This window comes from Aerosticca soli, from assembly GCF_003967035.1.
GTDB lineage: Bacteria > Pseudomonadota > Gammaproteobacteria > Xanthomonadales > Rhodanobacteraceae > Aerosticca > Aerosticca soli.
The window spans coordinates 2289723-2303888 of the sequence record NZ_AP018560.1; the positions used below are offsets into that span (position 1 = coordinate 2289723).

10 protein-coding genes are annotated in these 14166 nt (G+C 70.8%); 4 read left to right on the forward strand and 6 right to left on the reverse strand.

Annotated features, from left to right (window positions below; genetic code table 11):
* Positions 1-47: 47 nt before the first annotated feature.
* Entirely contained in the window at positions 48-374 is a 327-nt protein-coding gene (clpS, locus tag ALSL_RS10770; RefSeq protein WP_126539047.1) for an ATP-dependent Clp protease adapter ClpS, read from the reverse strand.
* A gap of 132 nt (positions 375-506) precedes the next feature.
* Between clpS and ALSL_RS10775 the strand changes: the two genes are divergently transcribed.
* From ALSL_RS10775 to acnA, 4 genes are all read left to right on the forward strand, one after another.
* The gene (locus tag ALSL_RS10775; protein WP_126539048.1) at positions 507-989 is read left to right on the forward strand and encodes an NUDIX hydrolase; all 483 of its coding nucleotides are present in this window, start codon (positions 507-509) and stop codon (positions 987-989) included.
* On the forward strand, positions 980-2080 hold the full coding sequence (mnmA, locus tag ALSL_RS10780) for a tRNA 2-thiouridine(34) synthase MnmA (protein WP_126539050.1): 1101 nt from the start codon (positions 980-982) through the stop codon (positions 2078-2080). Before ALSL_RS10775 ends, mnmA begins: the two co-directional genes overlap by 10 nt.
* Before the next feature lie 23 nt (positions 2081-2103).
* The gene (gene hflD, locus ALSL_RS10785; protein ID WP_126540221.1) at positions 2104-2727 is read left to right on the forward strand and encodes a high frequency lysogenization protein HflD; all 624 of its coding nucleotides are present in this window, start codon (positions 2104-2106) and stop codon (positions 2725-2727) included.
* 225 nt (positions 2728-2952) lie between these two features.
* Positions 2953-5655, forward strand: a complete 2703-nt coding sequence (gene acnA / locus ALSL_RS10790; protein WP_126539052.1) for an aconitate hydratase AcnA — start codon at positions 2953-2955, stop codon at positions 5653-5655.
* Between the two features lie 290 nt (positions 5656-5945).
* On the opposite strand, the gene ALSL_RS10795 is transcribed toward acnA, so the two are convergent.
* The 5 genes from ALSL_RS10795 to ALSL_RS10815 form a co-directional block, all read right to left on the reverse strand.
* Positions 5946-6761, reverse strand: coding sequence for an SDR family NAD(P)-dependent oxidoreductase (locus tag ALSL_RS10795; RefSeq protein WP_126539054.1), 816 nt, complete (start codon positions 6759-6761; stop codon positions 5946-5948).
* Between the two features lie 5 nt (positions 6762-6766).
* Positions 6767-7756: a 2-hydroxyacid dehydrogenase gene (locus ALSL_RS10800; protein WP_126539056.1), complete on the reverse strand. Its 990-nt coding sequence runs from the start codon at positions 7754-7756 to the stop codon at positions 6767-6769.
* Positions 7753-8739 (reverse strand): aldo/keto reductase, encoded by a 987-nt coding sequence (locus ALSL_RS10805; RefSeq protein ID WP_126539058.1) that lies wholly within the window; start codon positions 8737-8739, stop codon positions 7753-7755. The genes ALSL_RS10800 and ALSL_RS10805 overlap by 4 nt, the downstream gene beginning before the upstream one ends.
* Before the next feature lie 78 nt (positions 8740-8817).
* Positions 8818-10263 carry a metalloprotease TldD gene (gene tldD, locus ALSL_RS10810; protein WP_126539060.1) on the reverse strand — a complete coding sequence of 482 codons (1446 nt, stop codon included), beginning with the start codon at positions 10261-10263 and terminating at the stop codon, positions 8818-8820.
* An 80-nt stretch (positions 10264-10343) separates the two neighbouring features.
* Entirely contained in the window at positions 10344-14138 is a 3795-nt protein-coding gene (locus ALSL_RS10815; RefSeq protein WP_161970951.1) for a YhdP family protein, read from the reverse strand.
* Between the last annotated feature and the right edge of the window lie 28 nt (positions 14139-14166).

A 14166-nucleotide genomic window follows, 5' to 3' on the forward strand; every position in this document is an offset into this window, starting at 1 on the left:
TAAAACGGGCGGCGGGATGCCGCGATGACCCCTATTTGGGGCCGCGCTCAGAGCTTTTCCATAGTGCATAACAAGGGATGCTGATGGGCCCGTGAATACTCGTTGACCTGGGCCACCTTGGTTTCGGCCAACTCACGGGTATACACACCGCACACGCCCTTGCCGCGGGTGTGGACGTGCAGCATCACCTGCACGGCCTTTTCCTGGTCCATGCCGAAAAACCCGCGCAGGACTTCGACGACGAAATCCATCGGCGTGAAGTCGTCATTGATGAGCACCACCTGATAGAGCGGTGGCCGGGCAAGCTCGGGCCGCGCCGTTTCCAGGGCGAGGCCGCGTTCCTGTTCGTGTTCGTGGTCGTTTTGATGAGCCATGCAAGCATCTGAGCCTTGACACAGACCGCCGCGCACGGACCGGCGCATCCCGCATCCGCCGCGACGGTTGATGTCCTGCACAATGGCGCCATTTTCCCGGCGCATCAAGTCCGCCTCATTGCCGAGCCTGCCATGTCCCAAGCCGCCACACCCTGGTGTCCGCGCGTCACCGTCGCCTGCATCGTGAACGCCGGCGAGCGCTACCTCATGGTCGAGGAGGAAGTGGCCGGGCGCGTGGTCTACAACCAGCCGGCCGGCCATCTGGAGGAAGGCGAAAGCCTGGTCCAGGCGGCGGCACGCGAAACGCTGGAGGAGACCGGCTGGACGGTCGCGGTGCGCCACCTGGTCGGCATCTACCGCTGGCGCAGTCACGAGCACGGCGAGGTCGTGCTCCGATTCGCCTTCGCCGCCCAGGCGCTCCATCACGATGCGGCGCGGCCGCTGGATGCCGGCATCCGCCGCGCGCTCTGGCTCGATCGTCGGCAGATCGCCGCGCTCGGCGACGAGCGCCTGCGCAGTCCGCTGGTGCTGGCCAGCATCGATGCCTGGCTCGCCGGCCGGCGTCTGCCGCTCGACGTACTCGAAGACCTGCCCGACGTAGCCCCATGCGCGTGATGGTCGGCCTTTCCGGCGGCGTCGACTCCTCGGTCGCCGCGCTGCTGCTCAAACAGGCCGGACAAGCGGTCGAGGGCCTGTTCATGCAGAACTGGGAGGATGACGGGCGTACCGGCCCGTGCCGCGCCGATGCCGACCGCAAGGATGCGGTGGCGGTGTGCGGGCGGCTGGCGCTGCCCTTCCATGCGCGCAATTTCGCCGCCGAATACTGGGACGGCGTGTTTGCGCACTTCCTCGCCGAATACCGCGCCGGCCGCACGCCCAACCCGGACGTGCTGTGCAACCGCGAGATCAAGTTCAAGACCTTCCTGGAGGAGGCCCGCGCGCTCGGCGCCGAGAAGATCGCCACCGGCCACTACGCCCGCATCGACCGACACGAAGGCGCCTATCGCCTGCTGCGCGCGGCGGACGCGGCCAAGGACCAGACCTACTTCCTGCATGCGCTCGGCCAGACCCAGCTGGCCGCCACGCTGTTTCCGCTCGGCGGCCTGCTCAAGACGCAGGTGCGCGCGCTGGCCCGCGAGGCGGCGCTGCCCACGCACGCGAAGAAGGATTCGACCGGCATCTGCTTCATCGGCGAACGCGACTTCCGTGCTTTCCTGGCCCAGTACCTGCCGGCGCGCCCCGGGCCGATGCGCACGCCCGAGGGCCGGGAGGTGGGCGAGCACCAGGGCGTGATGTACTACACGCTGGGCCAGCGCCACGGCCTTGGCATCGGCGGGCGCGCGGGCACTGGCGGCGAGCCGTGGTACGTGGTCGGCAAGGACGTGGCGGCCAACGTGCTCTACGTCGCCCAGGGCGGCGAGAACCGCTGGCTGTATGCGCGCCGGGTACGCACCGAGACGCCGAGCTGGGTCGCCGGCCGACCGCCTGCCGCGCACTTCCGCTGCACCGCCAAGACGCGCTATCGCCAGAGCGATCAGCCGTGCACGGTGACGGTGCGCGAAGACGGCCTGGAAGCGTGGTTCGACCAGCCGCAGCGCGCGGTGACGCCGGGGCAGTCGCTGGTGCTCTACGACGGCGAGCTCTGCCTGGGCGGCGCGGTGATCGCCGCCACCGACGCGCCGTTCGGCGGGCTGGGGGCAGCATGAGCGCCATGACCTTCCGGCAGGCCATGACCGAAGAGCGCGTGCTCGCCCTGGCCGGGCTGTTCCAGGGCGTCGGCCTGGCTTGCCAGTTCGCGCGCGAAGGCCGCTGCGACGAGACGGCGCTGGACGCCAGCCTGGCCAGCATCCTGCGCCGCGAGGCGCCGAGCGTCGCAGCCGTCTATGGCGGCGTCGCCGGCGTGCGGCTGGGTCTGCGCCAGCTGATCGCCCAGCTCGATGGCCGCGAACGTGATTTCACCCTCACCCGCATGGCGGTCGCCGTGCTGCGGCTGGAGCGCAGCCTGGCCCGGCATCCGGCGGTGCTCGAACGCTTGCAGCAGGGACTGGAGGCGGTACAGGCCCAGGCCGCCAGGCTCGGCCACGACTCGGCGGAGGTGATCGCCCGGCTCGATGCGCTGTACACCGCCACGCTGTCCACGCTGCAGCCGCGGATCCTGGTCGCCGGCGATCCGGACCTGCTCAAGCAGCCGGCGGTGGTGATCCGCATCCGCGCCTGCCTGCTCGCCGCGGTCCGCTCGGCGGTGCTCTGGCGGCAGCTGGGCGGCCGCCGCTGGCAGCTCCTCCTGCACCGGCGTCGCTGCTGCATGCTGGCGCGCGGGCTCCTGACCGGCGCGATCCTGGATCGCGGCTGACGCGCCGCCCGGCGCCGCATCGCGGCGAGGTGGGTGCTTCATCGCCGCGGGCGGCATCGCGCCAAGGCCCGGCGACCGCACCGGCCGCCTTCTCGATTGATGCCGCGCACGCCGGCTACCGCCGTTTTGGGCGATAATTGCGTGCTTTTTCACCGGTGCCGGCCACCGACGATGCGTCGACCCGCCTTTAAAGCCGCAGCCTCAAAAGCCAGGAGCTCGAGCCCCATGAAAGATTCCTTCTCCGTCCGCGACACCCTCGTCGTCAACGGCAAGTCCTATCGCTTCGCCAACCTGACCCGGCTGGGCGAGCGTTTCGATCTCAAGCGCCTGCCCTACTCGATGAAGATCCTGCTCGAGAACCTGCTGCGCCACGAGGACGGTGTCAACGTCACCGCCAAGGAGATCGAGGCCGTGGCCAACTGGGACGCCAAGGCCGAGCCGGACACCGAGATCTCCTTCATGCCGGCGCGCGTGGTGCTGCAGGACTTCACCGGCGTGCCGTGCGTGGTGGATCTGGCCGCGATGCGCGATGCGGTGGTCGAGCTGGGCGGAAAAGCCGCGCAGATCAACCCGCTGGCGCCGGCCGAGCTGGTGATCGACCACTCGGTGCAGGTCGACGTCTACGGCAGCGAGGACGCGCTGGAGAAAAACGTCGCCATCGAGTTCGAGCGCAACCGGGAACGCTACAGCTTCCTGCGCTGGGGCCAGAAGGCATTCGACAACTTCAAGGTGGTGCCGCCGCGCACCGGCATCGTGCACCAGGTGAACCTGGAATACCTGGCGCGCGTGGTGTTCACCGGCGAGGTCGACGGCGAGCGCTGGGCGTATCCGGACACCGTGTTCGGCACCGACTCGCACACCACCATGATCAACGGCATCGGCGTGCTCGGCTGGGGCGTCGGCGGCATCGAGGCGGAAGCGGCGATGCTCGGCGAGCCGTCCTCGATGCTGATTCCGCAGGTGGTCGGCTTCAAGCTCACCGGCAAGCTCGGCGAGGGCGTCACCGCCACCGACCTCGTGCTCACCGTCACCCAGATGCTGCGCAAGCTCGGCGTGGTCGGCAAGTTCGTCGAGTTCTTCGGCGAGGGCTTGAAGCACCTGCCGCTGGCCGACCGCGCCACCATCGCCAACATGGCACCGGAGTACGGCGCGACCTGCGGCATCTTTCCGATCGACGCCGAGGCGATCAACTACCTGCGTCTGTCCGGCCGCGACGAGGCGCAGATCGCGCTGGTCGAGGCGTACGCCAAGGCGCAGGGCCTGTGGCACGACGAGCACACCCCGCATCCTGAGTTCAGCACCGTGCTGGAGCTCGACCTCGGTGACGTGCGGCCCTCGCTGGCCGGCCCCAAGCGCCCGCAGGACCGCGTGCTGCTGGAGGGCGTGAAGCAGAGCTTCCACGAGGCGCTGGCGCCGCTGACCAGCAAGCGCAACCCCAAGGGCACGCCCACGTTCGAAGGCCCGATCGCCGCGGTCCAGGCCAGCAAGGATGGCGAGCGCTTCGAGCTCAAGGACGGCTCGGTGGTGATCGCCGCGATCACCTCTTGCACCAACACCTCCAACCCGGCGGTGATGCTGGGGGCCGGATTGCTGGCGAAGAAGGCCGCCGCCAAGGGTCTCAAGTCCAAGCCCTGGGTGAAGACCTCGATCGGACCGGGTTCCAAGGTGGTGACCGACTACCTCGAGCAGACCGGCCTGCTCGAGGAACTGGAAAAGGTCGGCTTCTACATCGTCGGCTACGGCTGCACCACCTGCATCGGCAACTCCGGCCCGCTGCCGGAGGAAATCAGCAAGGCCATCGCCGAGGGCGACCTGGCCGTGGCCTCGGTGCTTTCGGGCAACCGCAACTTCGAAGGCCGCGTCCATCCGGAAGTGAAGATGAACTACCTGGCCTCGCCGCCGCTGGTGGTCGCCTACGCGCTCGCCGGCACGCTGGACATCGACCTCACCCGCGAGCCGATCGGCATCGGCAGCGACGGCAAGCCGGTGTACCTGAAGGACATCTGGCCATCCAACCAGGAGATTTCCGACGCCATCGCCGGCGCGATCAACCCGGCCATGTTCAAGAAGAACTACGCCGACGTGTTCAAGGGCGACGAGCGCTGGAACCGGATCGAATCGCCCGAGGGCGAGGTCTACCTCTGGCCCGAATCCACCTACATCAAGAAGCCGCCCTACTTCGACGGCATGAGCATGCAGCCGGGCACGGTCGAGGACATCCACGGCGCGCGCGTGCTCGGCCTGTTCGGCGACTCGATCACCACCGACCACATCTCCCCCGCCGGCTCGATCAAGAAGGACAGCCCGGCCGGCCGCTACCTGATCTCCAAGGGCGTGGACCCTAAGGATTTCAATTCCTACGGCGCGCGGCGCGGCAACGACGAGGTGATGGTGCGCGGCACCTTCGCCAACATCCGCATCCGCAACCTGATGCTGGACGGCGTCGAGGGCGGCTATACGATCCACGTGCCGAGCGGCGAGCAGCTGCCGATCTACGACGCGGCGATGCGCTACAAGGCCGAGGGCACGCCGCTGGTGGTCATCGCCGGCAAGGAATACGGCACCGGCTCCTCGCGCGACTGGGCGGCCAAGGGCACGCTGCTCCTGGGCGTCAAGGCGGTGATCGCCGAGAGCTTCGAGCGCATCCATCGCTCCAACCTGGTCGGCATGGGCGTGCTGCCGCTGCAGTTCAACGACGGCGAGAACGCCAAGTCGCTGGGCCTGACCGGCCGCGAACAGTTCGACATCACCGGCCTGGCCGGCGGCGAGTCGAAGGAAGCCCAAGTGGTCGCCACCGCCGCCGACGGCAGCCGCAAGGCGTTCACCGTGAAGGTGCTGCTGCTGACGCCCAAGGAGCGGGAGTTCTTCCGCCACGGCGGCATCCTGCAGTACGTGCTGCGCGATCTCGCCCGGCGCAAGTCGGCCTGACCGTCCGCTGCGGCGGGCGATCCGCCGCAGCGCCGTTCTCCCAAGCCCGCGTCGGCCACGGCGCGGGCTTGGCGTTTGTGCGCAGCCCCGGCGCCAGGCCCGTCGTCGATGCCGGCGGCCGACGGCAAACGGGCCGTTCGTCGGCGCCGGTGCCGGCTGAAAAATCCTTCAAGGCTTGGGGCCGCGCAGCTTGCCGGTCCTTCAGCGGCCGCAAGGCGTCTGATCGGCCCGTTCTTTGGGGCGGCAGCCAACTCGGCCGGCCGATGCGCGAACGCGACGCCGGTCAGCGATCAGGCACCGCGTCCATAGCCGGCTTCGTCGAGCGCGGCGGCCGGGTCGTCGGCCCGCCAGCGGGTGGCGACCAGACGCCTGCCGGTCACCTCGCGCGCGGCATCGGAGAGCAGCCACAGGAGCGGCGGCACGACGATCGCCGGATCGAGCAGCCCGGCCACGATTTCTGCCGGCAACCCAGGCGGGATCATGCCGGTGCGGGTGGCTCCGCCGGGCAGGAGCGCATTGACCGTGATGCCGGTGCCGGCCAGGTCCTGCGCCCAGATCGCGGTGGCCGACTCCAGCGCCGCCTTGGACGGCCCGTAGGGCGAGAAGCCGCGCCGGCGCATGGTGTCGCGGTTCATCGAGATGTTGACGATGCGGCCGCGCCCGGCGGCGAGCATGGCCGGCACCGCCGCCCGCGCCATCAGGAACGGGCCGTTGACGTTGGTGTCGATCACCATGCGCCAGACCTCCGGGTCCACCTCCCAGAAGCGCGTGGCCTCGGTGAGGAAACGCGGGCTCACGTATTTCATGCCGCGTCCGGCATTGTTGACGAGGATGTCCAGCCGCCCCCAGCGCGCGAGCGCGGCGGCGACCACGGCGGCGGCGTCCTCCTCGCGGGTGACGTCGGCACGCAGGGCGAGCCAGTGGTCTTCGCCGGCGATGGCCGCGGCTTCGGCAGCGACACGTTGCAGCTCGTCGAGCTCACGCGCCGCGGTGGCGATCACGCGCACGCCGGCGGCGAGCAGACCGAGCGCCATCGCGCGGCCCAGGCCGCGGCCGCCGCCGGTGACGATGGCCACCTGGCCGGACAATTCGGGAGGCTTGGGCATGTCGTTCATGGGTCGAGATAGAGGGTACGGTCGACCACGCCGTGCGGCGCCTGGCCGTCCAGATAGCGCAGGAGATTGGCGCAGGCGCGCTCCAGCACCACGTCGTCCCAGCCGGGCACGCGTGCGGAGTTGTGCGGCGAGCCGATCACGTTGGGCAGGTCGAGAAAGGGGTGGTCCATGCGGAAGGCGCCGTGGCGGAACGGCTCCACCCACCAGGCGTCGATGCCGGCGGCGGCCTGCGGGTGGTCGCGCAGGAAATCGTACAGCGCGTGCTCGTCGATCAGTTCGCCGCGGGCGACGTTGATCAGGATGACGTCGTCCTTCAGCCAGCCGATCTCGCGCGGCCCCAGCACGCCGCGGGTGTCGCGGTCGAGCGGCAGACTGAGGATGACCAGATCGGTCCCGCGCAGCACGTCCTCGAGCCCGGCCAGCGTGCTGCAGCGCCACACCGGCGCGTCGGTGCGGCCGCTGCGATTGACCGCATGGATGCGCGCGCCGAACGGCGCGAGCAGCGCGGCGCAGGCGCGGCCGATGCCACCGAAACCCAGGATCGCCGCGGTCTTGCCGCGCAGGGTGCCGGTGAAGCTCATTTGATCGAACACGCCCTCGCGCATGCGTTCGTGGTTGTAGCGCAGCTTCTTGCACAAGGCGAGCGCCATCGCCAGCACGTGCTCGGCCATCGGCTCGGCGAAGGCGCCGACGTTGCTGGCGATCACCGTCTGCGGCGGGAAGCGGCGCATGTCCAGATGATCGACGCCGGCGGTGAGCACCTGCACGAAGCGCCAGGCCGGCGCCTCGGGCCAGGCATCACCGATCTCGCGCGCCGGCTGCATCGTGAGCAGGATGTCGGCCCGCGCGAGGGCGGCGGCACGCTCGCTGGCCGGCATGTCGGCCAGAAAGCGCAATTCCACGCGCCCGCCGAGCGCCTTTTCGAGCTTGGGGCGGGTGGCCGGCGAAATCGTCGCCAGCAGCAAGGGGCGGGCGGTGGCATTCATCGGTCGATGGCCTGCATTTGCGGGGCGGCATAGCGTTCGCCGGCGGCGGCGCCGGGCGGCAGGATGCGGTCGAGTTCGGCCAGGTCATCGCGGCTCAGGTGCACCTGGAGCGCGCCGACGTTTTCTTCGAGCCGCTCGCGGCGCTTGGTGCCCGGGATCGGCACGATGTCCTCGCCCTGGGCCAGCACCCAGGCCAGGGCCAGCTGCGCGCTGGTGCAGCCCTTGGCCGCGGCCATGCGCTCGACCGCGGCGACCAGGGCGAGATTGCGGGCGAAGTTTTCGCCCTGGAAACGCGGCGAATGCCGGCGGTAGTCGTCCTCGGGCAGGTCCTCGAAGCGCTTGAAGCGACCGGTGAGGAAGCCGCGCCCGAGCGGGCTGTAGGCGACGAAGCCGATGCCGAGCTCGCGCACGGTGGGCAGCACCGCGGCTTCGACGTCACGGCTCCACAGCGAGTATTCGGTCTGCAGCGCGCTGATCGGATGCACCGCGTGCGCGCGGCGGATGGTCGCCGGCGCGGCCTCGGACAGGCCCAGGTATCGCACCTTGCCCTCCCGCACCAGCTCGGCCATGGCGCCGACGGTGTCCTCGATCGGCACCTTCGGGTCCACCCGATGCTGGTAGTAGAGGTCGATGGTGTCCACGCCGAGCCGCTTGAGCGAGGCCTCGCAGGCCTGACGCACGTAGGCCGGGTCGCCGCGCACGCCGAGGAACTCGCCGTGCTCGCCGCGCACGTTGCCGAACTTGGTCGCCAGCACCACCTGGTCGCGGCGCCCGCGGATCGCCTTGCCGACCAGCACCTCGTTGGTGAACGGGCCGTACATGTCGGCGGTGTCGAGCAGGGTGATGCCGAGCTCGAGCGCGCGATGGATGGTGGCGATGGATTCGGCCTCGTCACCCTTGCCGTAGAACTCCGACATGCCCATGCAGCCCAGTCCCATCGCCGAAACGACGAGTCCCTGCCTGCCCAATCTGCGCTGTTGCATGATCGAAAACCTCCGCGATGGCCAAGGCCGCATGCTAACGCCGGCATGCTTTCCTGCACGTGACAAGGCGGCGCGCTTCTAGGCCGCGGTGCCGCCCACGGTCATGCCGTCGATGCGCAGGGTCGGCTGGCCCACGCCCACCGGCACGCTCTGGCCGTCCTTGCCGCACACGCCGACACCGTCGTCGAGCTTGAGGTCGTTGCCGATCATCGAGATGCGCTGCATCACCTCCGGCCCCGAGCCGATCAGGGTGGCGCCCTTGACCGGGGCGGTGATGCGGCCGTCCTCGATCAGATACGCCTCGCTGGCCGAGAACACGAACTTGCCGCTGGTGATGTCGACCTGGCCGCCGCCGAAGTTGACCGCATACAGGCCACGCTTGACCGAACGCAGGATTTCCTCCGGGTCGTGATGGCCGGCGCGCATGTAGGTGTTGGTCATGCGCGGCATCGGCAGCTGGTTGAACGCCTCGCGGCGGCCGTTGCCGGTCGGCGCCATGCCCATCAGCCGCGCGTTGAGCTTGTCCTGCATGTAGCCCTTGAGGATGCCGTCCTCGATCAGCACGGTGCATTGGCTGGGCGTGCCCTCGTCGTCCACGCTGAGCGAGCCGCGCCGCCCCGGCAGGGTGCCGTCGTCGACCACGGTGACGCCGGGCGCGGCGACGCGCTGGCCCAGCCTGCCGGCGAAGGCGGAACTGCCTTTGCGGTTGAAATCGCCCTCCAGGCCATGCCCCACCGCCTCGTGCAAGAGCACGCCCGGCCAGCCCGGACCGAGCACCACGGTCATCTGCCCGGCCGGCGCGTCCACGGCGTCGAGGTTGACCAAGGCCTGGCGCACTGCTTCCTCGGCGAAGGCCAGCGCGCGGCCGTTTTCCAGCAATTCCCGGTAACCGTAGCGGCCGCCGCCGCCGGCATGGCCCTGCTCGCGGCGGCCGTTGGACTCGGCGATCACCTGCACGGACAGACGCACCAGCGGACGCACGTCCGCCGCCAGCGTGCCGTCGGAGCCGGCCACCAGCACGGTGTCCAGCACCGCGGCCAGGCTCACGATCACCTGGCTCACCCGCGGGTCGCGCGCCCGCGCATGGGCGTCGACCGCGCGCAGCAGGGCGATCTTTTCCTCGTTGGGCAGGCTCTCGACCGGATCGATCGGCGGGTACAACGCGCGCCCGCGCGTCACCGCCAGCGGCCGCCCGACACCGGCGCCACCGGCATGGGCGATGGCGCGCGCGGCGCGCGCGGCCTCGACGAGCTGCGGCAGCACGATCTCGTCCGAATAGGCAAACCCGGTCTTCTCGCCGCTGATCGCGCGCACGCCCACGCCTTGTTCGATGGCGTGGCTGCCGCTCTTGACGATGCCCTCCTCGAGCATCCAGGACTCGCTGCGCGAGTGCTGGAAGTAGAGATCGGCGGCGTCGATGCCCGGCCCCATGAGCTGGGCGAACAGATGATCGAGATCGCCGGCGGCCAGGCCGCCCGGGACGAGCAGCCGGCTTTCGGCGAGGGCGAGCGGAGAATCGTTCATGCCAGAACCTTCGAGTCTGCGGGAGGAAAAAAGATGCGGGCCTTCGATATGGGGCCCGGGCCGGGGCATTGAAAGCACGCTCACTGACCGGCCGGCGCGCTGCGCTCGATCAGGGTCATCACCGGCTTGTCCCAGCTGCCGGTGACGCGGTAGCGCGCGGCCGCGGCCTTGTTGAGCCCATGGCCCAGGATGCCCTGCACGGCCAAGCCGGCGGCGGCGCCCACCGGGCCGCCCATGACCGCGCCGACCACCGGCAGGCTGCTGCCCACGTGCGGGACCACCCGCACGTCCTGGTCGTAGTCGCGCGCGCGCAAGCCGGCGCGGCCCTTGATGGTGATGTCGGCGGCCGGCCCCTTGATCTTCAGGTTGCCGGTGTAGGCATTGCCGTCGCCAAAGCGGAAATCGCCGGCAATGAGATCGAAAGCCAGCCCCTTGCCGAACACGTCGCCGAAATCCAGGGTGAGCCGGCGCGGCAGCTCGGTCAGCGAGACCAGCCCGAACAGACGCCCGACGCCCGGCTTGACCTCGAGGATGCGCCCGTCGCGGATTTCCACGTGCAGCGTGCCGTCCATGTCCGGCAGCGCGAACGAGCTCGGCGCGCCCGGCCAGCGGGCATCCAGCCGGGCCCGGGTCTGGCCACCTTGGAATATCGGCTCGCCGCCCAGGCCAAGCGCATCGAGCAGGCTGTCGACGTCGGTGGCGGAAAAGTCGATGACAAGGTGGGTATGGCTGTCGCGGGCATTGCCGTCCCAGTCGCCGCTGGCGCTGATCTGCACCTTGCGCGACAGCGCCCGCAGCGGATCGATGTGCATGCCGGTGGCGGTCGGCCAGCTTTCCAGCCGCGCCTGGCCGAGCCGGGCCTCGCCCAGGCGCAGGTCGTCCACCTGCAAATGGAACGGCGGCAAGCTGGCCGGATCGATGCCGGTGGCCGCGGCCTCGGCCGGCGTGGCCGCCGGGCGCGCGGCGGCGGTGGTGTCCTGCGGCCAGTACAGGCGGTCGAGCTGCAAGGTCACGCCGCGCCGGCGCAGGTCCTGCTGTGGCACGCGCACGCGCCCGGCCAGGGCCGGTGCGTCGACGGTGAAGCCCATCACGTCGCCCTCGGGCTGCGCACGCAGGCGCATGGACGCGAATGGACGGCCGAACAGGAGTGCGGTACCGGCCGTCACGTCCAGGCTTTCGAGCCCCGGACCGCCGTCTGCGCCGGCGCCACCCGCCACCTGCGCGATCCAGCCGCTGACATCCAGCTTCGCGGTCCGGCCGCGCACGCGCAGCCCCTGCGCAGGCGGCGCTTCCGGCGCGCCGTTGCCCAGCAGCAGGCTGCCGGCGAGCGGGCGGCCGTGCTCGTCGGGCAGCCGCAGGCGCGCCCGCAACACGTCGCGCAGCGCGAGTTGCAGATCCGCGCTGCCGGCCGGCAAGGGCAGGCGCAGCTGTAGCGGCAAGGCGTCCGCGGGGGCCTTGTCCAAGGGTGCCGGCAAGGCCACACGCATGCCCACGAGATCGGAACCGAGCGTGAGCACGGGCGTCCACGGCGCGCGGGCGCCGTCGCGGCTGACAGCCAGGTCGATCCGGAAGGCGCTGCGGCCGCTGGCGACGGCTTTCAGCCAATCGAGCGCGGGCAGATCCTGAAGCAGCTCGGCGGTACCCAGGCGGCTGTCCAGATGCGCGGCAAAAGCGGTGTCGGGCCGGCCGGTGGCGCCGGCGATGTCGGCCTCCACGGTGGCGGCCTGACCGCGGAAGCCGCCCTGCAGGGGCCCGAGATGGGCGCCATGCGCATCGAACCTGACCGGGCCGCCGAGCCTGGCCAGCGCCACCTTCCACGCCGGCGCCTTGAGGTCCATGTCCTTGAGCTGCGCGCGGCCGTCGACGCGCAGGGCGTCGGCGTTGCCGACTGGCAGCTGCAGCGTGAAATCGAAGTGCCCACTGCCGCCGAGTTCCAGTTTGGACAGCAGCTCGTCCTGCGACCGCGCGATCGGGCTCTGGCGCAGGAAATCGCGCAAGTGCATGCCGCTGCCGCCGCCCTGCACGGCAAGATCGAGCACGATGTCGCCGAAGTCGGCGATGCGCGCGCGGGCCGACTCGACCTGCACGCCGAGCGACTGGCCGCGATCGACATCCACCTCCATGCCGTTGTCGACGAAGCTCGCCAGCGCGTGCAGCCCGTCGGCGCGTGGCCAGTCCTCGCCGTAGTCGAAGGTGAGTCCGTCGATCACGGCGCGGGCCTCGAAGCGGCCTTCGTGCTGGCGGAACGGCCAATCGGAAAGATCGCCGCGGATCAGCGCATCGGCCGCCTGGATGTGCCCGGCGACCAGCGCCCGGTTCAACCAGGCCTGCGCCGACGGCGGCATGCTGTGGACCGGCCAGAACAGCGGCGCGGCGGTGACTTCGGCATGGTCGATCCGCGCATAGAGATCGAGGAACGGCCGGCCGCCGGCCGCCGGCAGGACCGCCTCGCCGCGGGCCTGGCCGCCGAAGCCCGCACCCTCGAAAGCCAGGGCGTCGGTGCCCACGTGCCAGCCCTCCTCGGCCGGCCAGGCGACGATCTCGCCGTCCAGGCGGGCGAGCGCGAACGGCCGGGCGAACACCCGTGGCAGGGCCAGCGTGGTGGCCTGCGCCGGCAGCGCCAGCGCGAGTGCCTGGGGGTCCGCGCGCAGGCTGCCCTGCAGCGGCCCGAAGCCGGGCAGCGCGCCGACCGCATCGACACCGAGCGCGTGGAAGCTCGCCTGCGCCGTTTCCAGCCCCGCGCGACGCGACCAGCGCCCCACCGCCGCATCGAGCGTGCCGTGCGGATGTCCGTCACGCAGCCATTGCGCGAGCCCGGTCGGCAGGCCCGGCGACAGCGCGAGCCAGGGCAATAGATCGGCCAGCACCAGCCGGCGCGCGGCAAAGCGCAGCGTAAGGTCGGGCGTGCCCGCGTGGTCGAGGGCGAGCACCAGCGCGCCGCCGTCGTCGCCCGCAAAGTGCAGCAGGTCGCCGGCCTCCTGGCGGTCCAGAGCGACCAGTCCGTGGAAGGCGGGCACCGCCACCGTGCCTTGCGGGCCGTCGACGGCGAGCCCGGTCAGGTCCGCGCGCAGGACGGCATGCGTCACCCTGCCCGCGCGCCAGTCCAGCCAGGCGGCGAGGTCGCCGTGCCCCGAACGTAGGCCGTAACCGCCCGGCGACGTCCCGTCGAGCAGCGCATGCAGATCGGCCTGCGTACCCGCCAGCCACAGCCGGCCGCGGCTGCCGTCGTCCAAAAAATCCCCCGCGCCGTGCCAGAGCCCGGGCGCCCCCTCGCGACGCAGCACGGCGCCGAAACGCACGCGCCGGCCCTGGCGGCTGAGGTGCAGGGTCTGCGCATGCAGCTGCATGTGCGTGCCGTGCGCCTCGTCGCTCAGGTTGACGCGCAGGTCATCCAGCCACAGCCCCAGCGAAAGCGGTCGCAGCGGCTCGCGCTCGTCGCCGCCGGTCGGCCCGATGCCGGCGATGTGCCAGCGTCCCTGCGCATCGCGGCTGAGGTCGAGCTCGAGTCCGCGCACACGCAGGTTGAGCAGATGCCCGGACGGCCGCAGCCAGCCGCGCAAATCGAGATCGAGCTCGAGCGCGGGCAGCCGCAGCGGCGCACCGCCGGTCGCGCTGCCGATGCTGACTTCGTGCAGCACGAAGCGGGGCCCATGCGGCTGCCAGTGCGCCTCCACCGTGGCCAGGCCGATCGGCCGGCCGAGCCGCGCGGACAACTGCGCGGCCAGCCACTGCGGATGGTCGGCGAGGATCGGCAACGTGAGCTGGGCGACCGCCACCAGCGCGGCGAACGCGACCAGCAGCGACCCCAGGGTGAACCACAGCGCCCGGCCGAAACGGTGCAGCCGGCGCGCCCAGGCCGGTCCTAGCCCACGCAAGCGGATACCCGTCGGTGCGCCAGGGCGG